Raw genomic sequence first — 26678 nt, forward strand, 5'->3', positions numbered from 1 at the left:
TCAGGTCCGACGGCGGGTGGGCACCCGCCGTCGGACCGGACCTGCTAGACCTCTTCTACGGAGCTGGGCTCTGCACGAGACAGATCGATGCCCAGTTCTTCCGCAGCCGTGAAGACTGCGTCATCAGAGTCACGCATTTCAATTGTGGTTCCGTCCGTGGAAAGCACTTCCACGTTCAGGCACAGCGACTGCATTTCCTTGATCAAGACCTTGAAGGATTCGGGAACGCCCGGCTCCGGGATGTTCTCGCCCTTGACGATGGCTTCGTAGACCTTGACGCGGCCGTGGATGTCATCGGACTTGATGGTGAGGAGTTCCTGGAGCGTGTAGGCGGCGCCATAGGCTTCGAGGGCCCACACTTCCATTTCACCAAAGCGCTGGCCACCGAACTGTGCCTTACCACCCAGCGGCTGCTGCGTGATCATGGAGTACGGTCCGGTGGAGCGGGCGTGGATCTTGTCGTCCACCAGGTGGTGGAGCTTCAGGATGTACATGTAGCCGACCGAGATCGGATCCGGGAACGGCTCGCCGGAGCGGCCGTCAAACAGGCGGGTCTTGCCGGAGGAGTTGATCAGGCGGTCACCGTCGCGGGTTACGTTGGTGGAGTCGAGCAGGCCCGTGATTTCTTCTTCGCGGGCGCCGTCGAATACCGGCGTTGCAACAGTGGTGGGACCACTCTCGCGCGGCAGGTTCGGCAGCTGCTTGACCCACTCGGGCTCGCCTTCGATCTTCCAGCCGGTCTTGGCAACCCAGCCGAGGTGCGTTTCGAGCACCTGGCCCACGTTCATACGGCCCGGAACACCCAGCGGGTTCAGGACGATGTCAACGGGGGTGCCGTCGGCAAGGAAGGGCATGTCCTCGATCGGGAGGATCTTGGAGATAACACCCTTGTTGCCGTGGCGGCCGGCGAGCTTGTCGCCGTCGGTGATCTTGCGCTTGGCGGCCACGTAGACGCGGACCAGCTGGTTCACGCCCGGGGGCAGCTCGTCGTCGTTGTCGCGGTCGAAGACGCGGACACCGATGACGGTGCCGGACTCGCCGTGCGGCACCTTCAGGGAAGTGTCGCGCACTTCGCGGGACTTCTCACCGAAGATGGCGCGCAGGAGGCGCTCTTCCGGGGTCAGTTCGGTTTCACCCTTCGGGGTGACCTTTCCGACCAGGATGTCGCCGGCTTCAACCTCGGCACCGATGTGGATGATGCCGCGCTCGTCCAGGCCTGCCAGGACTTCCTCGGACACGTTGGGGATGTCACGGGTGATTTCCTCGGCACCAAGCTTGGTGTCGCGGGCATCGATCTCGTGCTCCTCGATGTGGATGGAGGAAAGAACGTCCTCGGCAACGATGCGCTGCGAGAGGATGATGGCGTCCTCGAAGTTGTGGCCTTCCCATGACATGAATGCCACGAGCAGGTTCTTACCAAGGGCGAGCTCGCCCTGGTCCGTTGCCGGGCCGTCAGCGATGATGCCGCCGACCTCCAGGCGCTGGCCTTCGTTTACCAGGACGCGGTTGTTGTAGCAGTTGCCCTGGTTGGAGCGTGCGAACTTGTTGATGCGGTAATTGGTTTCCGTACCGTCGTCGTTGAGCATGATGACCAGCTCAGCGGAGACCTCGGTAACCACACCTGCCTTCTTGGCAATGGTGACGTCACCGGCGTCGACGGCTGCGGCGCGCTCCATGCCGGTACCCACGAACGGGGCCTCGGAACGGACCAGCGGCACGGCCTGGCGCTGCATGTTGGCACCCATGAGTGCACGGTTGGCATCGTCATGCTCGAGGAACGGGATCAGGGCCGTAGCCACGGACACCATCTGGCGCGGGGAAACGTCCATGAACTCGACGTCTGCGGCGGGAACCAGAACAGGCTCGCCTCCACCACCACGGGCACGGACAAGAACGGTCTCTTCCGAGAACTTCTTGTCAGCATCCAGCGGTGCGTTGGCCTGGGCGATCAGGACCTCGGCTTCGTCGTCGGCCGTCAGGTACTGGACGTCGTCGGAAACAACTCCGTCCTTGACCAGGCGGTACGGCGTCTCGATGAAGCCGAACGGGTTGATGCGTCCGTAGGATGCCAGCGAACCGATCAGGCCGATGTTCGGGCCTTCAGGAGTTTCGATGGGGCACATACGTCCGTAGTGGGACGGGTGCACGTCACGGACTTCCATGCCGGCGCGGTCACGGGACAGACCACCGGGGCCAAGGGCCGACAGGCGGCGCTTGTGGGTCAGGCCCGAAAGCGGGTTGTTCTGGTCCATGAACTGCGACAGCTGCGAAGTTCCGAAGAACTCCTTGATGGCTGCCACGACGGGGCGGATGTTGATCAGGGTCTGCGGCGTGATGGCCTCGACGTCCTGGGTGGTCATACGCTCGCGGACAACGCGCTCCATGCGGGACAGGCCGGTGCGGACCTGGTTCTCGATGAGCTCGCCGACGGCGCGGATACGGCGGTTGCCGAAGTGGTCGATGTCGTCGATTTCGACGCGCAGGTCCACTTCCTGGCCGTCACGGGTGCCCTTGATGGTCTTCTCGCCGGCGTGCAGCGCAACGAGGAACTTGATCATGGCAACGATGTCTTCAACGTGCAGGACCGAGGCTTCCTTGTCGCCAAGGGAGCGGTCGATGCCCAGCTTGCGGTTGATCTTGTAACGGCCAACCTTGGCCAGATCGTAGCGCTTGGAGTTGAAGTACAGGTTGTCCAGCAGGGACTGGGCAGCCTCGACTGTGGGCGGCTCGCCCGGACGCAGCTTGCGGTAGATGTCCAGCAGGGCGTCTTCGCGGGTTTCGGTGGCGTCCTTCTCCAGCGTTGCGCGCATGGAGTCGTACTGGCCGAACTCTTCGAGGATCTGGCCTTCGGTCCAGCCCAGGGCCTTCAGCAGGACCGTGACTGACTGCTTGCGCTTGCGGTCGAGGCGGACACCGACCTGGTCGCGCTTGTCGATCTCGAGCTCAAACCATGCACCGCGGGACGGGATGATCTTGGCGGTGAAGATGTCCTTGTCGCTGGTCTTGTCAGCGGCGCGCTCAAAGTAGGCGCCCGGCGAACGGACCAGCTGGGAGACGACGACACGCTCGGTGCCGTTGACCACGAAGGTACCCTTCTCGGTCATCAGCGGGAAGTCGCCCATGAACACGGTCTGCTGCTTGATTTCGCCCGTGTTGTTGTTCATGAACTCGGCCTTGACGTACAGCGGAGCCGAGTAGGTTGCGTCCCGGTCCTTGCACTCGGCCATGGTGTACTTCGGGTCAGCGAACTCCGGATCGGAGAAGCTCAGGGACATGGTGCCCTGGAAATCCTCGATCGGGGAGATCTCTTCGAAGATGTCCGACAGGCCGGACGTCGTAGCGACGCTGAGATCGTTTTCTTCGACGGCCTTCGCTACGCGTGCCTGCCAGCGTTCGTTGCCGACGAGCCAGTCAAAGCTGTCCGTCTGCAGGGCAAGCAGATTCGGAACATCAAGGGGTTCGTGAATCTTTGCGAATGAGAGCCGGCGAGTGGCACCATCAGTGCTGTCGGCGGTGTTAGCGGTTTCGTTATTAGAGGTGCTCGAGGCGACCAAGAGGGATCCTTCCACAGACCTTCAGGCGTTTTCAGATCTCCCCCGCTGTGCACCCTGCAGAAGTTACTCCGCAGCGCTACCATCCGGTTCCGCTATATGACCCGGGGCCCGGCTGGCTGTGTTGTGACGTATCGACGGCACGTTTATTGCCAGCTGCCAGGCAAAGCCCACCGCTATATGAAGGCTGAAGGTAAACAGGGAAGACGCAAATATCTACGATACGGCAAAACAACCTATGTGTCTACCCCACTTCGCGCAGGATTGCAAGCACCCGTTTCCGGCCGCTTTCCGGTTCCCGGCGGCCGGCTAGAGCTTGAGCGTCACGCCTTCGGCAGAGCATGTTCCAGAGTTGGCAAAGACCGCGTCGCGCACGGCGTCCCTGGAAGCCTGGGCGGGCTCGCCGCCGCTTTCGGCTGCGCTGGAGTGGTCGATGGCCAGGAGGCTGAGCGAGGCGAAGAGGCCCTGGAGGTCGCCGGTGACGGTGCCCTTGGCGTCTTCTGCCTGCAGGTAGATGTCCTCGTAGCCGTTGGCGTCGCCGGAGGGCACAGCGGCGTAGTCGGCGAAGAGCGAGTTGAAGCGTTCGCAGGCTTCCTTGGCACCACCGGTCGCGCCGCCGGACGGGGCGGAGGACGCCGACGGGCCGTCACTGGCGGAGGCGGCGCTGCTGGCAGTCGGGCTGGAGGTCTGGCCCGCGTCAGCGGTTTCGGCCGGAGCGGGCGCCGACACTGAGCAGGCAGTCAGCCCGGCGACGCCAACAACTGCTGCCAGGGCGAGGATCTTCTTCACTGTCATTGCTCCATCCGTCCCGGGTGCGGCATGGCTGCCCCCTGCATGAGTTTCCGCCGTCCACCCTACGCAAGCTGCCGCCGTCGTGCACATTCCGGCCATGGGGACCTCTCCCCTGCCGTCTTCCAGCTGCCGCGACTGCAGGCGGCGGCGCGGACCCGGAATGCACATGGGTGCCGCCGCGTTTGAATAGATGGGGTGACCAGGGTCACGATATCCTTGGTGGCTTACATCGGATGAGATCGGAAGAGATAACCATGGGCAACTCCCCCGGCAACAGCGACGTTGTCATCCTTGCAGCAGTCCGCACCCCGCAGGGGCGGATCAACGGGCAGCTGGCCAGCTTCACGGCCGTAGACCTCGGCGCGCACGCCATCCGCGCCGCCCTGGACGCCAGCGGCGCGGCGGTGGCTGACGTGGAAGCGGTCATCATGGGCCAGGTCCTGCAGGCGGGGGCGGGCCAGAACCCGGCCCGCCAGAGCGCCATTGCCGCAGGGATCGGCTGGAACGTCCCCGCGGTGACGATCAACAAGGTGTGCCTGTCGGGGCTCACCGCCGTCATCGACGCGGCCCGGATGATCCGCGCCGGCGAGGCCGCAGTAGTGGTGGCCGGCGGCCAGGAATCGATGACACGGGCTCCCCACATCCTGCCGGGGTCGCGGCAGGGCTGGACCTACGGCTCCATCCAGGCCCTGGACGTGGCCGCCCATGACGGGCTCACCGACGCCTTCGACGGCCAGTCGATGGGCTTGTCCACCGAAACAGGCAACCTCGCCCTCGGCATCGACAGGCCTTCACAGGACAATGTTGCGGCCCAGTCACACCAGCGTGCGGCGCTGGCTGCCAAGAACGGAACGTTCGACGACGAGATCGTCGCCATCAGCGTCAAGCAGCGGAAGGGCGACCCCCTGGTAGTGGACACGGACGAGGGCGTCCGGCCCAATTCATCCGTGGAGTCCCTCGGCGGGCTTCGCGCCGCCTTCGTCACCGACGGCACCATCACGGCGGGCAACTCTTCCCCCCTTTCCGATGGCGCCGCGGCCCTGGTGCTCTCATCGCGGGCTTATGCCGAAGAGCACGGGCTGGAATACCTCGCGGTGGTGGGCAAGCCGGGCCAGGTGGCCGGGCCTGACAATTCGCTGCACTCCCAGCCCTCGAACGCCATCATGAACGCCTTGGGCAAGGCCGGCTGGAGCACAGCTGATCTCGACTTCATCGAGGTCAACGAAGCCTTCGGGTCGGTGGCAGTGCAGTCGTTGAAGGACCTCGACTATCCGCTGGAGAAGTGCAACATCCACGGCGGCGCCATCGCCCTGGGCCACCCCATCGGGGCGTCCGGAGCACGCCTCGCGGGGCATGCCGCTCATGAGCTGAAGCGGCGCGGAAGCGGCAAGGCAGCGGTGTCCCTGTGCGGCGGAGGCGGGCAGGGCGAAGCGCTCCTGCTCTACCGCGACTGATGGCGGGCCTTGCGGCAAACGGAACGGACGGCGTCGGACGCGAACGGTTCCTGGCCGACGCCGCGGCCCGGGGCCTCCACGTGGAAGTGGTGGAACGGCCAGCGGCGAGGAGCCTCGAAGAGGCTGCCGGAATCCTTGGCATCACGCCGGCGGACATCGTCAAATCCCTGGTAGTGAAGCACAAGGACGGGACGTTCCTGTTCGCCCTGGTACCCGGTGACCGGCAGATCTCCTGGCCCAAGCTGCGGCAGCTGGTGGGTGTCAACAAGCTGTCCCTGCCGCCAGCGGACATCGCCCTTGAGGCAACAGGCTATGAACGCGGAACCATCACGCCGCTGGGGAGCACCAGTCCATGGCCGGTGTACGCCGACGCCACCATCACAGGGCGGCGGATATCGATGGGTGCCGGCGCCCACGGCTACAGCGCATTCGTCGACGCCGATGCACTCACGTCCGCCCTCGGCGCCGTCGTCGCTGACATCTCGGACCCGATGTAGGTAGCAGGAGGTGTCGTTATGAGGGCTCATAACGACACCTGCTGCTACTCAGATGGGTCCGGACACAGAAAAACCCCGTCCCACTGCCAGGCAGTGGGACGGGGCTATTCGTGGAGAAACCGTTGTTACTTGACGGTAACGCTGGCGCCTGCAGCCTCGAGCTGCTCCTTGGCCTTCTCGGCAGCTTCCTTGGTGGCGCCTTCGAGAACAGCCTTGGGTGCGCTGTCAACCAGGTCCTTGGCTTCCTTCAGACCCAGGGAAGTGATGGCACGTACTTCCTTGATCACTGCGATCTTCTTTTCGCCAGCGGACTCGAGAACGACGTCGAATTCGGTCTTCTCTTCAGCCTCTTCAGCAGCGCCACCGGCGGCGGGGCCGGCAACGGCTACAGCAGCAGCGGTTACTTCGAAGGTCTCTTCGAAGAGCTTGACGAACTCGGAGAGCTCGATGATGGTCAGTTCCTTGAAAGCTTCAATGAGCTCTTCGTTGCTGAGCTTCGCCATGGTAGGCGTCCTTCCTGTTGTGGTGTCCGAACGGCGCGGAGCCGGACGGAGACCGGAGTCTGGTGGGGTAAAGAGAATTAGTTCTCTTCGGCAGCGGGAGCCTCGGCGGGTGCCTCGGCTGCTGCTTCAGCTGCAGAGTCAGCAGACTCTTCAGCGGCCGGCGCTTCGGCAGCTGCCGGTGCACCGTTCTCTTCTTCAAGCTTGAGACGCAGCGCATCGATGATGCGTGCAGCTGCGGCAGCAGGAGCCTTGAGGATGCCTGCAACCTTGGCGAGCTGCAGCTCACGGGACTCGAGGGCAGCCAGTGCGGCGACCTCGCTGGCGTCCAGTGCCTTGCCTTCGAAGTAACCGGTCTTGATGACCAGCTGCTTGTTGGCTTTGGCAAAATCCGTCAGGCTCTTGGCAGCGGCAACTGCGTCACCCTTGATGAACGCGATTGCAGTGGGGCCGGCAAGCTGGCCGTCGAATGCTTCGACGCCGGCTTCCTTGGCTGCAATGGCGGTCAGGGTGTTCTTGACGACCGCGAACTTGGTGTCCTGGCCGAGAGAAACACGCAGCTGCTTGAGCTGTGCAACGGTGAGCCCGCGGTATTCGGTCAGGACAGCGGCGTTCGATTCCTTGAAATCGTTAGTGATCTCAGCTACTGCTGAAACCTTGGTAGGCGTTGCCATAACCCTCCTTCCGGGGATAGTGCCGGTATTCGAGGGTCCCGCTCAGGTGAGCTAAAACTAAAAACGCCCCGCGCAGATGCACGGGGCTTGGCTCAACATGTTTCCATGGAGCGTTGCTTCGTTCACCTGCGCCGGCCGCCCTATGTCAGGGTCCTTCGTCCAGAAAGCCACTTCATCTCCCGCGCACAACTGCAGAGTTGAGCAATGCTCGAAAGAGTGGATTTCCAACAACCGACGGTCTTTGGTCCTCCAAGTCTACGGGAGCCCGTGGCAGGACGCCAAATCGGGGCCTCAGCTGGTGCTGGTACGGAGCTTCGGCAGCTCCTTCTGCCATATACCGGTCACCCCGGCAATGCGGAAACCCAGCTGCTGGTTGACGGTGAGGAGGTACCTGTTGTCCGGAGCGTTCCAGGTGTAGATGACGCGCGCGTCAGGGAACTGCTCGGTGAGCCGTTCCATGTTGGAGACCTTGATCAGCAGGCCCAGCTTGTTGCCCCGGTGCTCCTGCAGCACCAGGGTGTCGTCCTGGAAAACCACGTCGGCACGGTGTGCCAGAACGGTGATGGTGGTCAGTCCCACCAGCGTGCCCGAGGCGAGGTGCTCGACGGCGGTGACCACCGTCCGCCGGCCCTGCGCGATGGCGACATCCTCGGCTTCGCGCAGGATGCCGCCGTCGAACACCATGTCCTGCTCCACAGGGAGGTCAAGATCGGGGTCGACGACCGCGCCGGCCTGGTTCTCGAGTACCGCGACGGCCTCAAGCCAACGGTCCGGGCAGCGGTCGGTCCAGTGGTGCAGGCGGTAGCGGCCGTTGTTGGCGTCATCAGCCTCTGCCTGGAGGTCCGCCACAAGCTTCGAATCCAGTGGCAGGATGCAGGCGCTGAACTGCTCGATGTGTTGAAGCGTGTACCCGGTCTTCTGGGCGAACTCCACCTCACGGCTGTCCAGCGGGACGAAGCCCAGCCCGGTTCCCGGTACCAGGAGGGCCCGCTCGAACTCATCCAGTGACGCGCCGGGATGGTTGGTGTCCACCAGGATCATGGTGCGGCCTTCGCCGCGGGCCAGCTGCTCTGCAGCCTCCAGAAGCCGCCGCCCCACGCCCTGCCGCTGGAATTCGGGCAGGATGTCCAGGGTGAATTCCGCGAGGTCCAGGTGGTCGGTCAGGGGCAGGGCGATGTCCACGGTGCCGACTATTTCGCCGTCCACTTTGGCGACCAGGATGAGTTGCCGCTCGTACGGATCCTCAAATTCCAGGAGCTTCTCGAGGGGACCGTAGGCAAGGTCATCACTCCCCCAGGTGGCCATCCGAACCTTCCGGCCCACTTCGAGGGCGGCAAGGAAATCGGCGGCGTCCGGCGCCTCAAGGGAGTCAGGAATCCAGAGCTGCTCGATCTTCACGTCTTTTGCCATACGGGGCATCATCCCAGCCGTTTCTGCCACTCCCCTTCATAGCCGGCAGGCCTGAATCCAAGCGCAATATTAATCGAAAGCATATGCCGGTTTTCGCTGGCGTTCCACGTCAAAACCGAGCGGACCGAAGGCCACCTGGCCTGTGCCCGGCCCAGGTTTGCGGCTTTGACCAACATGCCCAGCCGGTGTCCGCGGTGCGGGCCGGCCACCAGCGTGTCCTGCTGGGTAGCGGATCCCGGTACTTCCGGACGCCAGTTCAGGACCGTATAGGCAACCAGTTCACCCGTCCCGCGGTGCCGCGCCGCTGCCACCACGGACTGCACACCGCCGCGGACCATGGCGGCCTCCTCGTCACGAACCCGGGCCGGATCCCAGGCCTCCTGTTCCCAGCCCAGACCGGCAGTGGGGACATCGGTGCTCATGGTCTCCTTGAGCGCGGCGAGGTCGGTAACAAATTCGTCGGGGCACTGATCGTCCCAGCGGACCACTGAGTAGCCGGAGGCCCGGGCGGCGGCTTCGGCCTCAATCCGGGCCATCAGACCTGCAGGCACGGGCAGGTCCAGCCGGCTGGACCGTTCCACCTGTTCAAGCGTGTAGCCGGCCGCCGAGGCAAAGGCAGTGGCGGGGTCGGCGAGGGGCAGCGCACCCGAACCGGACTTCGCAGGCAGCATCGCCGCATCCGGGCCTACGTGGTCCAGCGGGATCTCGTGGTAGCCGTCCAATGAGGTGCGCCCTTGGCGGCGGGCCACGGCTTCGGCAAACTGCAGCAGCGTGCGGCCAACGCCCTGCCGCCTTTGGGCGGGGTGGACCAGCACATCGATTCCCGCGGTATCAGTGTTCTCCCGCAGGGGCAGGGTCACCGAGCACAGCCCCGCAGGACTGCCGTCGCGGCTGGCCAGAAACAGGTGCCGTTCCTCGTACTGGTTCCCCCGCCAGAATTCCAGCGACTCGGCCAGCGTGGGGCACCGGTCCAGGTTGCCCCAGAGGGATAGTTCGTGGGTTTCGCGCAGGGCATGGCACGCACGGAAGTCTTCGGAAGGTACGACGCCGGGCGGTTGCGTTCGGCTGTCCCGCGCGGGGATGTCTACGGGGCTGATGGTGATGCCGGCGGCGACCGCGTCCGGCGGGAGGGGAAGCGGTGTCCCGGGCATTTCCCCAGCTTAGGCAGAAGGCGGGAACAAGTTAAGCAAAAACCGCCCGGCGCATGCGCGCCGGGCGGTTTTCAATGCTCCGGACTAATCCGGGCAGATGTTCTGTAAGGCTTAGGCCTCGGTGAGCACCTTGGTGACGTTCGGGTCCACGGAGATGCCGGGGCCGAAGGTGGTGGCAACGGTGGCCTTCTGGATGTAGCGGCCCTTCGAAGCGGACGGCTTCAGGCGAAGCACCTCTTCCAGTGCTGCTGCGTAGTTCTCAGCCAGCTTGACGGCGTCGAACGACACCTTGCCGATGATGAAGTGCAGGTTGGAGTGCTTGTCGACGCGGAAGTCGATCTTGCCGCCCTTGATGTCGTTGACAGCCTTGGTGACGTCGGGGGTCACGGTGCCGGTCTTGGGGTTCGGCATCAGGTTGCGGGGACCCAGGACCTTACCGAGGCGGCCAACCTTGCCCATGAGGTCAGGGGTGGCAACAGCGGCGTCGAAGTCGGTCCAGCCGCCGGCGATCTTTTCGATCAGGTCGTCGGAGCCAACGAAGTCGGCGCCGGCTGCGATTGCTGCCTCGGCCTTGTCGCCAGTGGCGAAGACCAGGACGCGGGCGGTCTTACCGGTGCCGTGGGGCAGGTTGACCGTACCGCGGACCATCTGGTCAGCCTTGCGGGGATCCACGCCGAGGCGGAAAGCGACCTCGATGGTGGCGTCGAACTTGGACGGGTTGGTGTCCTTGGCGAGGGTCACTGCCTCGAACGGCGCGTAGGACTTCTCCGCGTCAATCTTGGCGGCTGCTGCCTCATATGCTTTGCTGCGCTTTGCCATGCTGCTCTTTCTCCTTGTGCAGTTGTGGTCTGCGGACCGCGCTGGGCCCTGCCACAGCCGGTAATCCGGACGGTTATTCGTCCCGGATGAACGGCATTTCAATTGTTGGTGGTGCCGGAATTCCGGCGGTGCCACTCGGCGCCATGCTCATGCGCGGCGTCAGGCGGCGGTAGGGGGTATTAGCCCTCGACGGTGATACCCATGGAGCGGGCGGTGCCGGCGATGATCTTCGCTGCGCCTTCGAGGCTGGTGGCGTTGAGGTCTTCCATCTTGGTGGAGGCGATCTCGTTAACCTGTGCCTGGGTCAGCTTGGCAACCTTGACGGTGTGCGGGGTAGCCGAACCCTTGGCAACGCCTGCAGCCTTCTTGATGAGCTCTGCAGCCGGCGGGGTCTTGGTGATGAACGTGAAGGAACGGTCCTCGTAGACGGTGATTTCCACGGGGATGACGTTGCCGCGCTGGGCTTCCGTTGCAGCGTTGTACGCCTTGCAGAATTCCATGATGTTGACGCCGTGCTGGCCAAGTGCAGGACCGATCGGCGGGGCCGGGTTAGCGGCACCTGCCTGGATCTGCAGCTTGATCAGGCCGGTGACCTTCTTCTTGGGAGCCAATGTAGGGTCCTTCTCTCAATAACTTCCTGGGGCACAGGAGCGTGGCCCAGGTTTTTGGCCGCCATGGCAAGGCGGCCTGCCGTTCCGGAGCCGCTAAGCGGGCAGCGCCGGAACGAATTCTCGGGTAATCAGATCTTGGTGACCTGGTTGAACGCCAGGGTGACCGGCGTTTCGCGTTCGAAGATGGAAACCAGCACCACGAGGGTCTGGGATTCGACCTTGATCTCGGAGATTGTGGCGGGAAGGGTCTCGAACGGGCCTTCCTTGACGATGACGGACTCGCCGACCTCGAAATCGACGTCCACCGGTGCCTGGTGCTGCTTGTTGACCGGCTTGCCCTTCTCGGCCTGCTCTTCTTCGAAGACCGGCGCGAGCATGGAGAAGACCTCATCGAGGCGCAGCGGCACGGGGTTGTGGGCGTTGCCCACGAAGCCGGTGACACCGGGAGTGTGGCGGACGGCGCCCCAGGAGGCGTCGGTCAGGTCCATGCGGACCAGGACATAGCCGGGAATGCGGACGCGGTTAATGACCTTGCGCTGGGCATTCTTGATCTCGACGACCTCTTCCATGGGCACCTGGATCTCGAAGATGTAATCTTCCATGTCCAGGGTCTGGATGCGGGTCTCAAGGTTGGCCTTCACGCGGTTTTCGTAACCGGCGTAGGAGTGGATGACGTACCAGTCACCTTCCTGCCGGCGCAGCTTGGCCTTGAATTCATCTGCCGGGTCAACGGCAGCGGCGGCTGCCGCGGCGGCGAGGGCGTCAGCGTCGGCATCGCCGGACTCTGCTTCGCTGTCAGCCTCCGCGTCGGCATCGGCGTCATCGGATTCGGGCGCGGAGGACTCAACCTCAGACTCTTCACCGATTTCTGCGGTGATGTCCACGGCCTCTTCCTGCTCAGTCCCGGTTACCTCGAGCTCCTGCTCAGACACTTGGTCTCCTGCTTCCTCATTGCCTAACATGCCTATTTAAATGGCTCAATTCCGCACACCGGCGCTCCCCTCCGGTTTCCCGGATGGAGCGCGCAGCCTGCGGACCCTGCAGCCTTAGTTGTCCGTGGGGCCTGTCCCGCCGAAGAGCCAGCCGACAGCAGTTCCAAAACCGATGTCCAGCAGGCTGACGATGACCATCATGATGGCCACGAACACCAGCACCACGAGCGTGTAGTTGATCAGTTCCTTGCGGGTGGGGGCAACGACCTTTTTCAGCTCGCCGATGATCTGGCGGACGAAAAGTGCAATACGGGCGAAGATGTTTGCCTTGGCATCCTTCTTAGCTGGGCGGCCCTTGGAGCTGCTGGCAGCTGTTTCGGTCACCTGGTCCTCGCTCATCTTTGCAATGGTGGATTACCCGGCCCTGATCAGAACCATGGTTGCTGCGCTTGCCCCGGATTTATTGCCCGGGGCAGCTTGCGCAGGGCAGACAGGACTCGAACCTGCAACCTGCGGTTTTGGAGACCGCTGCGCTACCAATTGCGCCACTACCCTATGGAGTGAAAACCAAGCAGCAACGGCGATTCACCAGCTTTCACTGGGGCGCACGCCATCATCTGTGTTTCAACACCGGTGAATCAGTCTACGGCAACATCTTCGCGTTCGTAAAACCGACCCGTTCCAGCCCCTCCGCAAGCCGGTGTGTCCGTGCCTGGCGGACCAGTCACATTTCACATCCGGCACCCCGGAGGGTCCGGTGAACAGCATAGAGTAGAAAACGTCGAATCCCACATTCCAGCCATCCGGCTGCAAGCGTAGAACGGACCTGCCATGTCTGCCGCCCGCGTTTCCCAGCGCATATCCGCAATTGCCGAATCCGCCACCCTGGCCGTTGATGCCAAGGCGAAAGCGCTGAAGGCTGCTGGGCGTCCGGTGATTGGCTTCGGCGCAGGCGAGCCGGATTTCCCCACCCCGGACTACATTGTCCAGGCGGCCATAGAGGCCGCCGGGCAGCCGAAGTACCACCGCTACTCCCCCGCCGGCGGGCTTCCCGAACTGAAGAAGGCCATCGCCGAGAAGACGCTCCGGGACTCCGGATACGCCGTCGACCCCTCCCAGGTGCTGGTGACCAACGGCGGCAAGCAGGCCGTCTACAACACGTTCGCCACCCTGGTGGATCCGGGCGACGAGGTCATTGTCCCCGCGCCGTTCTGGACCACCTACCCTGAAGCAATCCGGCTGGCCGGCGGCGTGCCCGTCGAGGTTTTTGCGGGGCCGGAGCAGGGCTACCTGGTGACTGTCGAGCAGCTCGAAGCAGCCGTCACGGACCGGACCAAAATCCTCCTGTTCGTCTCGCCGTCGAACCCCACCGGCGCCGTCTACTCCCCCGAACAGGTGGCCGAGATCGGCAAGTGGGCAGCGTCGAAGGGCATCTGGGTGGTCACCGACGAGATCTACGAGCACCTGACCTATGACGGGGTTCCGTTCACCTCCATCGCCACGGCCGTTCCCGAACTCGGCGACAAGGTGGTCATCCTCAACGGTGTGGCCAAGACCTATGCCATGACCGGATGGCGCGTCGGCTGGATGATCGGCCCGGCGGATGTCATCAAGGCCGCCACCAACCTGCAGTCGCACGCCACCTCCAACGTGTCGAACATTCCGCAGATCGCCGCCCTCGCCGCTGTCTCCGGCCCGCTGACCGCGGTCGACGAGATGAAGGTGGCCTTCGACCGCCGCCGGAAGGCGATCGTGGCTGGCCTGAACGCCATTGAGGGCGTGGAATGCCCGACGCCGAAGGGCGCCTTCTACGTGTACGCGGACGTCCGCGGGCTGCTGGGCAAGGAGTTCCCCACGACCGCCGGCACCGCCACGCCGCAGACCTCGGCCGAGCTGGCGTCCCTGATCCTGGACGAGGTGGAAGTGGCAGTGGTTCCGGGCGAGGCGTTCGGCCCGTCCGGCTTCCTGCGCCTCTCCTACGCACTGGGCGACGACGACCTCGCCACCGGCGTGCAGCGACTGCAGGATTTCCTCGGCAAGGCCCAGTAAACGCCCCATCACCTTTCGCAGTGAAAACCAGAACGCCCCATCACCAAGTGATGGGGCGTTCTGGTTTAAGGCCCGAAAGGTGATGGGGCGTTGGAGATCGAACGGCAGGATCTGATGGGGCGTCTAGAGGAGGCGGCGCTCCGCGGCCCACTTGGTGAGTTCGTGCCGACTGGAGAGCTGGAGCTTCCGCAAGACCGCGGAAACGTGTGTTTCCACTGTCTTGATGCTGATGAACAGCTCCTTGGCCACCTCTTTGTAGCTGTAGCCGCGGGCGATCAGGCGCATGACCTCAAGCTCGCGGGCGGAGAGCTTGTCCAGCTCATCATCGGCGATGTCGGCCGGCGCCGTGCCGAAAGCATCCAGGACGAACCCTGCCAGGCGCGGTGAGAAGACGGCGTCCCCACCGGCAACCCGGAACACGGCGTCCGTGATTTCGGCCCCGGAGATGGTCTTGGTGACGTAGCCCCTCGCCCCCGCCCGGATCACTGCCACGACATCCTCCGCAGCATCAGACACGCTGAGGGCCAGGAAGCGGGTGACGCCAAGTAGTGGAGCGGATCCGGCGATGACCTCACGGCCGCCGCCGCCCAACCCGCCGGGAAGGTGCACGTCCAGCAACACGACATCGGGCCGCTGTTCGGCGATGACGGCAATGGCCTGCTCCACGGTGGCCGCCTCCCCCACCACGTGGATGCTGGCGTCGAGATCGGCCTTGAGCCCGGAACGGAAGATGGCGTGGTCGTCCACGATGACCACGCGAACGGAGCTGGCGGCCTGCGCGGCTGCCCCCTGGTTGACGTTCATGACTTTCCTTCCACGTTGTCCGTGCTTGCAGCCGGCAGCCGGAGGCGGACCTCCGTGCCGTCCCCGGTGCTGAGGATGGCAGCCGATCCGCCGTGCCGCTTCATCCTGCCGATGATGGACTCCCGCACGCCCAGCCGGTCCTCGGGCACATCGGCCAGTTCGAACCCGGGACCGCGGTCCTTGATGAAAATTTCGGCCTGGCCGTCCGATGCTTCGAGGTACACGGAGACGGCGCCCCCGCCGTGCCGGGAGGCGTTCAGCATGGCTTCCCGGCTTGCCTGGACCATGGCTTCGTGGCCTTCGGTCATGGCGGCATCGCCGACGCTGACCACCTCCACGGCATTGCCCAGGAGGTCTTCCACCTCGGCTGCCACGGCCTTGATCCGGTCCGAAAGCTGGCCGGCTTCCCTGCCGGGATCCTGGAACAGCCAGCCGCGGAGCTCGCGTTCCTGCGCCCGGGCCAGCCGGACGACGTCGTGCTCGCTGCCGGCCCGGCGCTGTATCAACGCCAGCGTCTGCAGCACCGAATCGTGCAGGTGCGCGGCGATCTCGGCGCGTTCGGTCTCCCGGATCCTGCCGGCACGCTCCGTCTCCAAATCCCGCCAGAACTTCAGCGCCCACGGCAACAAGACCAGCACCACGCCGCCGAGCACCGCCACAGAGGCCAGCAGCGCCAGCCAGGTCTGCTCCCACGAGCCGGAACCGGACACCATCACCAGAACACCGGCAACCACCAGCGCCAGGCCGGCCGCGAGCCGTGCCCAGCCGCCGGCCTGGTCCGCCTTGGTCTTGTCCACCAGCCCGGCCCGCCGCGTTTCGTCCAGCTGCATCCATGCGATGGACGCGCCGCCCAGGACGGCGGCGGCAGGGATAAGGGTTCCCAGCGGTACATCGACTCCCAGCAGCTGCGCAATCATGATCCCGGCCACCAGCAGCAACCCGCAGCCAAGGAGGATTTCCTTGCCGTACTTCATGCCCTGCCAGCGGAACCATGGCGCTTCGGCCGGCCCTGGCACGCGATGCGGCGCGGCGCCGTCCGTGCCCTGGGGAGCGCCGCCGTCGGACGCGTGGCTCCAGGATTCCTGATTCTCGGGTGGCTGGCTCAATGGCACCTGGCGGAACGGTGCCGTACCAAAGGGTGGCTGGCCAAAGGGTGCCGGGCCGGGTGAAGCAGGAAGCGACGCCGGAGGTGTGTTGGACGCGGCGGGGGCAGGTGCCTGGCTCACCGCAGGGGCAATGGGCGACGCCGGCCGCCGGGCGTTGCGCCGGGCGGCCTCATCCGCCGTGGGAACCATGATCCACAGCCACGCGTAAAAGACGAGGCCGGCCCCGCCCGCGAGGGTTGCGAGCGCCATCCCTACCCTGACGTTCTTCACCGGCCAGCCCAGATGAACGGCCAGGCCCGAGCAGACACCGGCAATCACGCGGTCGCTGCTGCGGGCCAAAGGGGGCCTGGCGGGGACGGTTGTCATGGGTCAATCCAAGCATGGATCAGGGTTTCCCGGACCCGGATCCGGCGGGAACCGGGGGCAACTCAGGGACCGCTCAGGGTATCCCCCAGTAGAGCGCAGACAGGGCTGGGCGGAAGGATTGAGGTATGAACTCGCAGACCCCCCTCCCCGACGACGGCCAGCCCACCGAGCCTTTGCCCGGCGCACCGCGGCCCACCGAACCCCTGCCGTCCGCGCCGACCACGCCGGACCCGCGGGCCTCCGAAGCCAGCCAGCCAGCTGCAGGCCAGCCCGGCACTGAATTGCCCCGTACCGAGGTCCCCGGCGCTGATTTCCCCGGGGCCGGACAGGCGTACACAGGCCGTCCCGGCACCGCACCCGCGGCCCCGGGCGACGCCGATTTCTTCTCCTGGATCCGCGGCCATGGCATCCAGCGCGGCCGTGACCGGTGGATCGGCGGCGTCTCCAGCGGCATCGCGCAGAAGCTGGGCGTGGACCCGCTGATCATCCGCGGCGTCTTCATCGTCCTGACCCTGTTTGCCGGCATCGGCGTGCTGGTGTACGGCCTCGCCTGGGCGCTGCTCCCGGAGCCCGACGGGCGGATCCACGTCCAGGAGGCCGCCGCGGGCCGGTGGACCACCGGGATGACCGGGTCCCTGATCGCGACGATCCTGGGCCTGACCGGCTTGGGAGGCGGCTTCTGGGGCTGGTCCCACAACGGCTTCGGCGGCTTTCTCTGGACGGTCTTCTGGGTGGGTGGCGCCATCTACCTCATCTACTACCTCTCGCAGCGCAACAAGGCGGGCCGGCCCGCGACGGCCGCTCCGCACACGGCCGCTTACGGCACCCCTGGCGCCTACGGGACGCCGGGCGCTAACGGCACCTCAGGTGCCGCCTACGCAGCCGGCAATCCCGGAACCGCGCCGTTCTCCTCCACGGGCACCTCTTATGGAGCAGGCCCCGCTTCCCCCTCCATGCCCTCCTACGGCGGCGGCAGCTATTCCGGCAGCGGCTCCTTCTCCGGCGGGGGCTCCGGTGCCGGCGGCGGATTCCAGGGCGGTGGCCCCTACGGCGGTTCCCCCGCACCGCAGCGCACCCCGAAACCACGGCCCGCCGGGCCCGGCGCTCCTGCAGTAGCCGTCGCCGCCGGATCGGCACTGCTGGTGGGCGGCGGCCTCAAGGCACTCGACGTCACCAACGTCATCGACCTGGGCGACTCCGCCAACGCCATCGTCTGGGCCAGCGCCGCAGCCGTCCTGGGCCTCGGCATCCTCATCGCCGGCCTGCGCGGCAGGACCGCCGGCATCCTGAGCTTCTTCGCCGTGGTGGCGCTGATAGCGGGCGGCGTGTACAACGTGGTGGGCAACGGCGACAGGATGCGGTTCCAGCAAGTGGACTGGGCACCGGCCAGCATCGAGGAAGCCCGCAGCGGCTTCGACATCACCGCGGGCCGCGGAACCGTGGACCTGACAAACTTTGCTGGCGGCACCCCGCTGCGCTCCGACGTCGTGATTCCCCTGGACGTCACCGCGAGCAACGTGACCGTGGTGATCCCGGAAAACGTGCCAGTGGACATCAAGGCGGATATGACCATGGGCAACCTCAACGAGGCCTCGGGCCAGCGCGGCGGAACCACCACCCGGGAAAGCAGCTACAACTCCGACCGGCCCGGCAGCCACCTGGTGGTCCGGATCGACGGCACCTTCAGCAACGTCACCATCCAGGAAGGCAATTGAGATGAGCACCAGTAACCAGGCACCGGATCCCACCGGCCGCGGCGGCTACTACCCGGACAGCACGACGACGGCGGGCTCAGACCCTGCCACCCCCTCCACCACGAGGGTGGGGACGGTGGTGTGGGGGCTGATCGTCCTGGCCCTCGCCGCCCTGATCATTGTTGCCCAGCTGGGCATCGTGACCCTTAACGCCACGTACGTGCTGATCGGGCTCATGATCGGAGCCGGCGCCGCACTGGTGGTGGGCGGCCTGCTCTCCGCCCGGAAACGTGACAACCAACCGACAACAGGGAAGTCTTGAACCATGGACAAGTTTTTCAGCATCGTCAGGGGCTTCGGCCTGCAACGCGGCCCGCAGCGCTGGGTGGGTGGCGTCCTGGGCGGGATCGCCGCAAAAATGAACGTGGACGTAGCGTTTGTCCGCATCGCGTTCCTCGTGTTCTGCCTCCTCCCCGGACCCGCAGTGGTCTTCTACCTCCTGGCATGGGCCATCCTTCCGGACCAGCGGAACGTGATTCCACTGCAGGCATTCCTGGAGCGCCGGTCCCTCAGCTGAGCTGCAGGTGACATCCGAAGGCTCCCGCCGTTCACTACGGCGGGGGCCTTTGCAGTGCCCGGCCGCAGTGACCATGCGGGCGGCGTACCGCGTGTAACGGGTTTGTGTCGTACCCCACACCTCCCACTACACTTCTAGGTGAGCTCAGCGTGGCGCTCTGCCAGTAGACCCTCTTCCAGGATTTGAGCCGAAACATGAAAATTGGAATCCTCACCAGCGGTGGCGACTGCCCCGGACTGAACGCGGTCATCCGCGGCGCCGTGCTGAAGGGTATCGCCATCCACGGCCACGAGTTCGTCGGATTCCTCGACGGCTGGCGCGGCGTGGTGGAGGGCGACATCATCGACATTCCCCGCACCATGGTGCGCGGCATCGCCAAGCAGGGCGGCACCATCCTGGGCACGTCCCGCACCAACCCGTTCGAAAACGGCGGCGGCCCCGAGGTCATCAAAGCCCACATGGACCGGCTCGGCATCGACGCGATCATCGCCATCGGTGGTGAGGGAACCCTCGCCGCGGCCAAGCGCCTGACCGACGCCGGCCTGAAGATCGTGGGCGTCCCCAAGACCGTGGACAACGACCTCGACGCCACCGACTACACCTTCGGCTTCGACACCGCGGTACAGATCGCCACAGAGGCCATCGACCGGCTCCGGACCACCGGCGAATCCCACCACCGCTGCATGATCGCCGAGGTCATGGGCCGGCACGTGGGCTGGATTGCCCTGCACGCCGGCATGGCGGCCGGCGCCCACGCCATCCTCATTCCGGAGCAGAAGGTCAGCATCGAGCAGATCACCGAATGGGTAAACGAAGCCCACGCCCGCGGCCGCGCGCCGCTGGTGGTCGTCGCCGAAGGGTTCGTGCCCGAGCACATGGAATCCCCGCACTCCGAGCGCGGCCTGGACACGTTCGGCCGGCCCCGCCTGGGCGGCATCGCCGACCAGCTCGCACCCGAACTGGAAGCCCGCACCGGCATCGAAACCCGCGCCACTATCCTGGGCCACATCCAGCGCGGCGGCGTGCCCTCGGCCTTCGACCGCGTCCTCGCCACGCGCCTGGGCATGGCCGCCATCGACTCCGTGGTGGAAGGCTTCTGGGGCACCATGGTGGCGCTCAAGGGCACCGACATCCAGCACGTCGCCTTCGAGGAAGCCCTGGGCCAGCTCAAGACCGTGCCGCAGAACCGGTACGACGAAGCCGCAGTCCTCTTCGGCTAAACACAGCGCAGTGCCCGGCCGGGCACGATGTCCGGCCGGGACAGCCGCCGGCGCCCTAGGCTGGAACCATGACACTCGATCCCGGCTCTGCCGCCATCATCCAGCTGGCCTGGGCCCGCCGCCTGGGCCTCGACGACGACGCTTTTGGCTCCGCACTTGCCTCCGGCGAACGCATCGTCAGGGCCGACGACTCGGCCGCCACGGTGGAGTTCGTCAGGCTGTTCGGCAGTTCCGTGCTGGTGGGGCCGCAGGATGTCATTGACGCGGCCGCGGAAATCCCCGATGCGGAAATGGCACAGCACGTGACCCTGTTGACGCTGACCCGGGACCGTGGCGGGCACGGCCTCGGCGCGGCGGCGCTGTTCTTCGCCGACGACCTGCCGCTACAGCAGCCCTCCGAAGAGATGACGGTCTCACACGGTAACGCCGAAGCGATCGAGCTGGAGGGCCGCTGCCCGCCGGACGATGTCAACGAGGTAGGGCTCTCCGACCTTGAGAACCGCTTCACCATAGTCCACGAGCTCGACGGCAGGCGGGTCCCCCTGGCCTGCGGCGCCTACACGGAGTGGGAAGGACTGCTGGCCCACCTGGGGGTCCTGGTCGATCCGGAGTGGCGGCGACGCGGGCTGGGAACGCTGGCCGCTTCCATCGCCTCCCACGAGGCCCTGGCCGCCGGGCTGACGCTGCAGTGGCGGGCGGACGTCAGCAACACAGGATCGCTGGCGCTGGCCCGCCGCCTCGGCTTGTCAGCCGGCGGAATCCAGACCAGCGTCCACCTTGGCTGAGGGAGCTGATCCTTCAGCGGCGCCCCACCCCTGAATGGGCTTGGGCTTGGCGAAGAACAGCACCACGACCGCCCCGGCCAGCACCACAGCGGCGGGCAGCAGGATGGACTGCGCCATCGCCGTCGAAAATCCTGCGTGCAGGAATTCCGGCAGGGAACCGCCCATGGCCATGCCTTCGCCCGCCCCGCCGGCCTGGCCGCCGGGGCCGGCCGGGAGCTCGGCCGCCAGCCGCGACTGAATCAGGACAGCGATGGCAGCGCTGCCCAGGACCGCGCCGAACTGGCGGGTGGTGTTGTAGACGCCGGAGCCGGCGCCTGCCTGCCGCGGCGGCAGGTTCCTGGTGGCGGTGGTGCTCAGGGGCGCCCAGATGCCGGCGTTGGCGAAGCCGAGAACAGCGCTGGGAAGCAGGAACAGCAGGATGGGGGTGTCCGGCTGCATCAGCAATCCGTTCCACACCAGAGCCACGGCCATGAGTGTCAGGCCCGCAGTTGCCAGGTATTTGGGGTTGACCCGGTCCACGATCTTTCCCACTACGGGGGCCATGCCACCCGAGATGAGGGCCATGGGCACCATCAGCAGAGCTGACTGGGTGGGTGTCAGGCCGCGGACCATCTGGTAGTAGAAGATCAGCGGCAGCCCGAAGGACGTCACCGTGAAGCCCACCATGGTGATTCCCAGGTTGGCCAGCGAGAAGTTCCGGTCGCGGAACAGTCCCAGCGGCAGCAGCGGCTCGCCCTTGTTGAAACGCTGCCAGGCGACGAATCCGGCGAGGACTATGATCCCGGCGATGATCAGCGACCAGACGCTGATGGGTCCGGCGATGGTTCCCCAGTTGTACGTCTCGCCTTCCTGGATGCCGAAGACCAGGAGGAAGACCCCGACGGCGCTGAGCAAGACACCGGGAATGTCGAACCGGTGCGGGTGGGTGCTCAGTGCGGGCACGTTGCGCACCGCAAGGATGAACCCGGCGACGCCGATGGGAACGTTGATGAAGAAGATCCACTCCCAGCCCAGGCTGTCCACCAGGACACCGCCCAGGATCGGGCCCACCAGTGTGGCCATGCCGGCGGTGGCGCCCCAGATGGCCATGGCGGCACCCCGGCGGTCCGGCGGGAAGATTCGGGTGATAACGGCCATGGTCTGCGGCGTCATCACTGCAGCCCCGAGGCCCTGGAGCACCCGGGCGGCGATGAGGGTCTCCACGTCCTGGGCCAGGCCGCACCACAGCGACGCCAGGGTAAAGACCACCAAACCAAGCAGGTACAGCTTCTTGGGCCCGAAGCGGTCGCCCAGCCTGCCGGTGATCAGCAGGGGAACTGCGTAGGCCAGCAGATAGGCACTGGTCACCCAGATCACGGAGTTGATGTCGGCGCCCAGGCCCTCCATGATCCGCGGGTTGGCCACGGACACGATGGTGCTGTCGATCAGGATCATGAAGAACCCGATCACCAGCGACCACAGCGCCGCCCAGGGCTTTTCTACGTTTTCCATCCGGTCATCCTTCAGAGTCATTTTGTGGTTGCCGGGCGGACCCGGGGGCTCAGCCCAGGAGGTCGAGGATCTCCTGGCGGGCAAACATTTGGGCGGCCGCGCGTGCCGATGGCGCTCCGGCGTCGGGATCTGCGCCGGCGTCCAACAGGACCCGGGCTACGTCCGTGTACCCCTTGAACGCCGCACCGGCCAGTGGCGTCTGGCCGCGGTCGTTGGCGGTGTTTGCCTCGGCTCCGTGTTCGAGCACCAGGCGCACCGTGTCGGCGTGGCCGTGGTAGGCAGCCAGCATCAGGAGGGAATCTCCGGCGGCATTGGTGAGGGTGGCGGGAGCACCGGCGCCGAGGTAGGCGCGGAGCATCCCGGTGTCACCGTCCCTGGCTGCCTGGAAGAGGCTGTGGGCCAAGGCGACGGCGTCGTCGTCCTGCCCTGCTCCTGCGGCCCCAGCTTCGCCTGCCGCGGCGTTCTGCGCCGGCGTGGCGTTTCCGTCTTCTGTCATGCGCGTGGCCCCCTAAGGAATCCGGTCTGGCGCCCCACCACCTGGCCGGCGTCGGGGGCAACGATGAGTTCCTGTCCGGCGGTGTACGGCTCGTCCCCGTCCAGGACCGTCAGTATTTCATCCGGCGCAACGGACCGCTTTATGACCGCCAGCGCCACCGGCCCCATTTCGTAGTGCTGCGCCACGGATGTGACGGCCCCGACTTTGCGGTCGCCGGCAAGGACCACGCTTCCGGCGGCCGGGAGCGTGTGCTGCGAACCGTCCAGCTGGAGGAACACGAGGCGCCGCGGCGGGTGCCCCAGGTTGTGGACGCGGGCGATGGTTTCCTGGCCCTTGTAGCAGCCTTTGGCGAGGTGGACTGCGGTACGGAGCAGGTCCAGTTCATGCGGAATCGTCTTGTCATCGGTTTCGGCACCGATCCGGGGACGCCAGGCAGCGATGCGCAGCGCTTCGGACGACATGACGCCGGCCAGCGGCCGGTCAGCCACCCTGTGTTCCAATTCGGCGGCGGGGACAAGGTACTCGAACCACGGACGTTCCAGCCCGGGATGGTTCTCTTCGGCAACGGTGGCGTAAGAGTAACCGCCGGCAGAGACATGCGGCCACGGGTCCTGCCAGGCCACCAGCGAGGCCCATTCCGGCACGGCGGCGGTGCTGCCCACCACCGCCCAGTCGGCCGAGGCGTCGGCGATGTCCACCCGCAGCATGAACTTCATCCTGTTGAGGTACTCAGCCAGCGGGCCGGCCTCGGCGCCTTCGACAATCAGCCAGGCGGTGCCGCCGTCGTCAACAATGCGCGCGTCGAACTCGATGCGCCCCTGGACGCTCAGGAGGAGCAGTTCGCTGGACTCCCCCGGCTGGAGGGCCGTCACCTGCTGGGATGACAGCGTGTTCAGCCAGCTCAGCCGGTCCGGCCCGGTGACGGTGACAACTCCGCGGGAGGAGAGGTCGACGACGGCGGTTCCGGCCGCGAGGGCACGCTGCTCCCGGAGGGGCTCACCGTAGTGGGCTGCGACGCCGGCGTCAGCACCGGCGGCCTCGACAGCTCCGGGGCGCGACAAAAGGGGGCTGGGAGTAGTCATATTGGGGAGAACGTCCTTCAGTCAGTCTGTATTCCGCTTTGTCGCCGGAATTTGGAACCCCGGGCCGGCGCGTCTGATCCGTGGCCTGGACTGCGGGGATTGCGAAGCGGTTAAGTGTTTACCGATACTCGGGGTTTTCGAAGTCGAACCGGGTCCCGGCGGTCCATTCCTTGGGCAGGTTGCCGTACGCAGGGTACCCGCCGGCGTCCTTGAGGGTCCGGGCCAGGTGCAGGAGGTTCCACGTCATGAAGGTGGTGTTCCGATTGGTGAAGTCGCTTTCCGGTCCACCCGAGCCTTCGTCAAGGTAGCTGGGGCCGGGGCCCACGGGCCCGATCCACCCGGCGTCGGCCTGCGGCGGAATGCTGAAACCGATGTGCTGCAGGCTGTAGAGGACATTCATGGCACAGTGCTTGATGCCATCCTCGTTGCCCGTGATCAGGCAACCGCCCACTTTGGGATAGAACGCCCACTGGCCCTTGCTGTTGAGCTCACCGGAATGGGCGTAGAGGCGTTCAATCAGCTTCTTGGTCTGCGATGAGTTGTCGCCCAGCCAGATGGGGCCGGCCACCACCACGATGTCGGCATCCTGGACGGCGGGGTAGAGCTCCGGCCATTCGTCGGTGGCCCAGCCGTACTGGGTCATGTCCGGGTAGACCCCGCTGGCGATGTCGTGGTCCACCGTGCGGATCACCGTGGTGCTGACACCCTGTTTTTCCATGATGCCGCGGCTGATGTTGATCAGGCCGTCAGTATTGGAGGTCTGCGGCGACTTCTTGAGGGTGCCGTTAAAGAAGACAGCCTTGAGATCGCTGTAGTTCCCGCGTGTACCTTCATGTGCCACGGCGCCGCTCCCTGCTGGTGGACCTTCTCGTTATGAAACCCGTGCCAGGAACGCCGAGGCGTGGGCTTCAAGGCCTTTGCCCGCATCCCCTCCAGTTGCGACGTCCCACCGCCACAACAGGTTGCCGTCCACCAGCCCGAAGATGCGGGTGGCGGCGCTGTAGTCCTTGGAGTGGCTGCCGCGCATCACCATGTCGGTGGTGAGCTGGATCTGCGGGCCCTTGATCTGGCCGTAGTACAGCTCCGAGATGCCGCCGGGGTGGGAGATGGACACCGAAATATCGAATCCGCCCTCGCTGTTGCGCAGGGCTTCCACCTCGTCGGCGCTCTTGAGCGCAGGAACGATGTCCGCGGGCACCAGGCCGGGGCCGCCGTCGGCATCAAGCTGCTTGCGCTCCAGCGCCCAGAAACCGGTCTCAACCGTGAGGGGCCGCAGGCGCGTGCCGTCGTCGTCCGTCAGCCAGCTCTCCGCCCGGTACTGAAGGTATGGCAGGCCGTTATGGGTGAAAGAGACATGCTGCAGGAAATGCTCGGAATCCTCATCCCCGGTGCCAAGGCGGCCACGGCCTTCCCACTCACCAATGAGCCAGGAAAGGGGAACAAGTTCCGGAGTCAGATCTGTGGGAATCTCAATGGGCACGGCATTTACCTCGAGAAACTGCGGGATCGGAAGGCTGGTCTACTTCTGGCCCTTGAAGAGGCGGTAGACCACAAAGCCGGCGAACCAGGCCATGGACAGGCTCGCGATGCCGAGCAGGACAAGGAAGAAAATTTCAAATGCAAGTACGGACATGATGCCATCCTAACCCGTCAGAAGATGAGTAGTTTGTCTATGAAGTAGGCCAGCGAGCCGACGGCCGAGACCGGCGCAAGACCCATGCCAAGGGCCGCCGCAAGGTTCAGCGGCGCACCGCGCAGGGTGACCAGGCGCCGGAAGCTGGCAAGGACCGCTCCCACCACCACACCGAAGATGGCAGCCGGCAGGACGGCGATGTCTGAGAGGACCAGCCCGGCAAGCGGGCCCGCCAGACCGGCCAGGACGATGCACAGAGGGGCGATGACGTTATCGGGCCAGCGGATCAGCCCGGCAAGCAGGGCCACTGCTGCGCTGATCGCGGCCACCAGCAGCATCTCGCGGACGCCGTTGAACCGGGCGCCGGCAACCCACCCCGCACCCAGGCAGGACAGCAGCACGCCCACGCAGCAGCCCAGAGTGGACTCCAGCCGCTGCGCCTGGCCCGTACCGCGGATGAGCTGCACTACGAAGACGGCCATCATGCCCACCGCCACGAAACCGGGGGTCCAGTCCAAGTAGCCCGGAGCAGGCGCCCACAAGGCGGCCAGGGCGGACCCGGCACCGGGCAGGGCGATGACGGCTGCGAGGGTCTTCTTGGCCGGAATCCGGAGGAAATGCGGCCAGCCGATCCCCACCGCGAAGGCAATCAATACGGCCACTGCCGCCAGGGCTTCACGGGAGACGTAAACGCCGGCGATGATGGCGGCCAGGCCGGCGATGCCGACGACACCGATGGCCCAGGAACCGAGAGAGCGCGCAGGCGCCTGCAGGTCCGCCGTCATATGGAACCCGGCCTGTGAATCGTTACTGCACTCACTGCGCTGTCATCCCGTCCTGGCATTGGCACTAGGCGTGGAACCGCCCCTTCGAAGGGCACGTCCGCCCCCGCCCAATCCTGCCCTATATGAACGGCATATGTCGCAAAACGGACTGGTGGGGTGCTGGAATCTCTGGTTCGGGAGGTCCTGCCGGGTATACTCA

Annotated in this window: 26 protein-coding genes and 1 tRNA gene; 8 read left to right on the plus strand and 19 right to left on the minus strand. The window is 65.6% G+C overall.

All coding sequences use genetic code 11. The annotated features are described in order from the left end of the window. Positions 1-44 precede the first annotated feature (44 nt). Positions 45-3554 (minus strand): DNA-directed RNA polymerase subunit beta, encoded by a 3510-nt coding sequence (rpoB, locus tag ACP3TD_RS14590; RefSeq protein WP_056075394.1) that lies wholly within the window; start codon positions 3552-3554, stop codon positions 45-47. A 306-nt stretch (positions 3555-3860) separates the two neighbouring features. Continuing rightward, the gene (locus ACP3TD_RS14595) at positions 3861-4346 is read right to left on the minus strand and encodes a hypothetical protein (RefSeq protein ID WP_426763734.1); all 486 of its coding nucleotides are present in this window, start codon (positions 4344-4346) and stop codon (positions 3861-3863) included. A gap of 251 nt (positions 4347-4597) precedes the next feature. Here ACP3TD_RS14595 and ACP3TD_RS14600 point away from each other — a divergent pair, with 251 nt between their 5' ends. Together ACP3TD_RS14600 and ACP3TD_RS14605 are read left to right on the plus strand one after the other, a co-directional pair. After that, positions 4598-5797 (plus strand): acetyl-CoA C-acetyltransferase, encoded by a 1200-nt coding sequence (locus tag ACP3TD_RS14600; protein ID WP_426763735.1) that lies wholly within the window; start codon positions 4598-4600, stop codon positions 5795-5797. Next, a complete protein-coding gene (locus ACP3TD_RS14605) occupies positions 5797-6294 on the plus strand; it encodes an aminoacyl-tRNA deacylase (RefSeq protein ID WP_426763736.1) in 498 nt (165 codons plus the stop codon). The genes ACP3TD_RS14600 and ACP3TD_RS14605 overlap by 1 nt, the downstream gene beginning before the upstream one ends. A 125-nt stretch (positions 6295-6419) precedes the next feature. Here ACP3TD_RS14605 and rplL read toward each other — a convergent pair whose 3' ends face one another. The 9 genes from rplL to ACP3TD_RS14650 form a co-directional block, all read right to left on the minus strand. Continuing rightward, positions 6420-6797 (minus strand): 50S ribosomal protein L7/L12, encoded by a 378-nt coding sequence (gene rplL, locus ACP3TD_RS14610; protein ID WP_056075402.1) that lies wholly within the window; start codon positions 6795-6797, stop codon positions 6420-6422. Positions 6798-6874: 77 nt separating this feature from the next. Further along, entirely contained in the window at positions 6875-7468 is a 594-nt protein-coding gene (gene rplJ, locus ACP3TD_RS14615) for a 50S ribosomal protein L10 (protein WP_056075405.1), read from the minus strand. Positions 7469-7759: 291 nt separating this feature from the next. Continuing rightward, positions 7760-8878, minus strand: coding sequence for a GNAT family N-acetyltransferase (locus ACP3TD_RS14620; RefSeq protein WP_426763737.1), 1119 nt, complete (start codon positions 8876-8878; stop codon positions 7760-7762). An 8-nt stretch (positions 8879-8886) separates the two neighbouring features. Then, on the minus strand, positions 8887-10029 hold the full coding sequence (locus tag ACP3TD_RS14625; RefSeq protein WP_426763738.1) for an N-acetyltransferase family protein: 1143 nt from the start codon (positions 10027-10029) through the stop codon (positions 8887-8889). A gap of 111 nt (positions 10030-10140) precedes the next feature. After that, a complete protein-coding gene (gene rplA, locus ACP3TD_RS14630; RefSeq protein WP_015937867.1) occupies positions 10141-10848 on the minus strand; it encodes a 50S ribosomal protein L1 in 708 nt (235 codons plus the stop codon). A 179-nt stretch (positions 10849-11027) separates the two neighbouring features. Then, entirely contained in the window at positions 11028-11459 is a 432-nt protein-coding gene (gene rplK, locus ACP3TD_RS14635) for a 50S ribosomal protein L11 (protein ID WP_003803853.1), read from the minus strand. A 128-nt stretch (positions 11460-11587) separates the two neighbouring features. Beyond that, positions 11588-12391, minus strand: a complete 804-nt coding sequence (gene nusG / locus ACP3TD_RS14640; RefSeq protein WP_426763739.1) for a transcription termination/antitermination protein NusG — start codon at positions 12389-12391, stop codon at positions 11588-11590. A 114-nt stretch (positions 12392-12505) separates the two neighbouring features. Continuing rightward, positions 12506-12790, minus strand: coding sequence for a preprotein translocase subunit SecE (gene secE / locus ACP3TD_RS14645; protein ID WP_043794078.1), 285 nt, complete (start codon positions 12788-12790; stop codon positions 12506-12508). An 83-nt stretch (positions 12791-12873) separates the two neighbouring features. Beyond that, a tRNA-Trp gene (locus ACP3TD_RS14650) sits at positions 12874-12946 on the minus strand. Positions 12947-13222: 276 nt separating this feature from the next. On the opposite strand from ACP3TD_RS14650, the gene ACP3TD_RS14655 reads away from it, so the two are divergent. Beyond that, on the plus strand, positions 13223-14440 hold the full coding sequence (locus ACP3TD_RS14655) for a pyridoxal phosphate-dependent aminotransferase (protein ID WP_426763740.1): 1218 nt from the start codon (positions 13223-13225) through the stop codon (positions 14438-14440). Positions 14441-14563: 123 nt separating this feature from the next. Here the strand turns inward: ACP3TD_RS14655 and ACP3TD_RS14660 are convergent, their stop codons facing one another. Together ACP3TD_RS14660 and ACP3TD_RS14665 are read right to left on the minus strand one after the other, a co-directional pair. Then, the gene (locus tag ACP3TD_RS14660; protein WP_426763741.1) at positions 14564-15244 is read right to left on the minus strand and encodes a LuxR C-terminal-related transcriptional regulator; all 681 of its coding nucleotides are present in this window, start codon (positions 15242-15244) and stop codon (positions 14564-14566) included. Beyond that, positions 15241-16716, minus strand: a complete 1476-nt coding sequence (locus tag ACP3TD_RS14665) for a PspC domain-containing protein (RefSeq protein WP_426763742.1) — start codon at positions 16714-16716, stop codon at positions 15241-15243. Before ACP3TD_RS14665 ends, ACP3TD_RS14660 begins: the two co-directional genes overlap by 4 nt. A 125-nt stretch (positions 16717-16841) precedes the next feature. Between ACP3TD_RS14665 and ACP3TD_RS14670 the strand changes: the two genes are divergently transcribed. From ACP3TD_RS14670 to ACP3TD_RS14690, 5 genes are all read left to right on the plus strand, one after another. Further along, positions 16842-18431, plus strand: a complete 1590-nt coding sequence (locus ACP3TD_RS14670; RefSeq protein WP_426763743.1) for a PspC domain-containing protein — start codon at positions 16842-16844, stop codon at positions 18429-18431. Position 18432: 1 nt separating this feature from the next. Further along, on the plus strand, positions 18433-18732 hold the full coding sequence (locus ACP3TD_RS14675; RefSeq protein ID WP_426763744.1) for a hypothetical protein: 300 nt from the start codon (positions 18433-18435) through the stop codon (positions 18730-18732). A 3-nt stretch (positions 18733-18735) separates the two neighbouring features. Next, positions 18736-18987, plus strand: a complete 252-nt coding sequence (locus ACP3TD_RS14680; RefSeq protein WP_426763745.1) for a PspC domain-containing protein — start codon at positions 18736-18738, stop codon at positions 18985-18987. A gap of 194 nt (positions 18988-19181) precedes the next feature. After that, complete coding sequence (locus tag ACP3TD_RS14685) at positions 19182-20207, plus strand: ATP-dependent 6-phosphofructokinase (RefSeq protein WP_015937876.1); 1026 nt, start codon at positions 19182-19184, stop codon at positions 20205-20207. Between the two features lie 68 nt (positions 20208-20275). Beyond that, entirely contained in the window at positions 20276-20992 is a 717-nt protein-coding gene (locus ACP3TD_RS14690; protein WP_426763746.1) for a GNAT family N-acetyltransferase, read from the plus strand. On the opposite strand, the gene ACP3TD_RS14695 is transcribed toward ACP3TD_RS14690, so the two are convergent. From ACP3TD_RS14695 to ACP3TD_RS14720, 6 genes are all read right to left on the minus strand, one after another. Then, entirely contained in the window at positions 20954-22483 is a 1530-nt protein-coding gene (locus ACP3TD_RS14695; RefSeq protein ID WP_426763747.1) for a DHA2 family efflux MFS transporter permease subunit, read from the minus strand. The two genes, ACP3TD_RS14690 and ACP3TD_RS14695, sit on opposite strands and share 39 nt — an antisense overlap. 49 nt (positions 22484-22532) lie before the next feature. Next, positions 22533-22979: an ankyrin repeat domain-containing protein gene (locus ACP3TD_RS14700; RefSeq protein ID WP_426763748.1), complete on the minus strand. Its 447-nt coding sequence runs from the start codon at positions 22977-22979 to the stop codon at positions 22533-22535. Next, the gene (locus ACP3TD_RS14705; RefSeq protein WP_426763749.1) at positions 22976-24061 is read right to left on the minus strand and encodes a YgfZ/GcvT domain-containing protein; all 1086 of its coding nucleotides are present in this window, start codon (positions 24059-24061) and stop codon (positions 22976-22978) included. The genes ACP3TD_RS14700 and ACP3TD_RS14705 overlap by 4 nt, the downstream gene beginning before the upstream one ends. 118 nt (positions 24062-24179) lie before the next feature. Then, the gene (locus ACP3TD_RS14710; RefSeq protein ID WP_426763750.1) at positions 24180-24902 is read right to left on the minus strand and encodes a flavodoxin family protein; all 723 of its coding nucleotides are present in this window, start codon (positions 24900-24902) and stop codon (positions 24180-24182) included. A gap of 30 nt (positions 24903-24932) precedes the next feature. Then, complete coding sequence (locus ACP3TD_RS14715; RefSeq protein ID WP_377203060.1) at positions 24933-25541, minus strand: FABP family protein; 609 nt, start codon at positions 25539-25541, stop codon at positions 24933-24935. Positions 25542-25711: 170 nt separating this feature from the next. Then, on the minus strand, positions 25712-26479 hold the full coding sequence (locus tag ACP3TD_RS14720; protein WP_426763751.1) for a permease: 768 nt from the start codon (positions 26477-26479) through the stop codon (positions 25712-25714). Positions 26480-26678: the final 199 nt, after the last annotated feature.

The sequence above is a fragment of the Pseudarthrobacter sp. 1G09 genome, assembly GCF_050038305.1.
Classification (GTDB): Bacteria; Actinomycetota; Actinomycetes; order Actinomycetales; family Micrococcaceae; genus Arthrobacter; species Arthrobacter equi.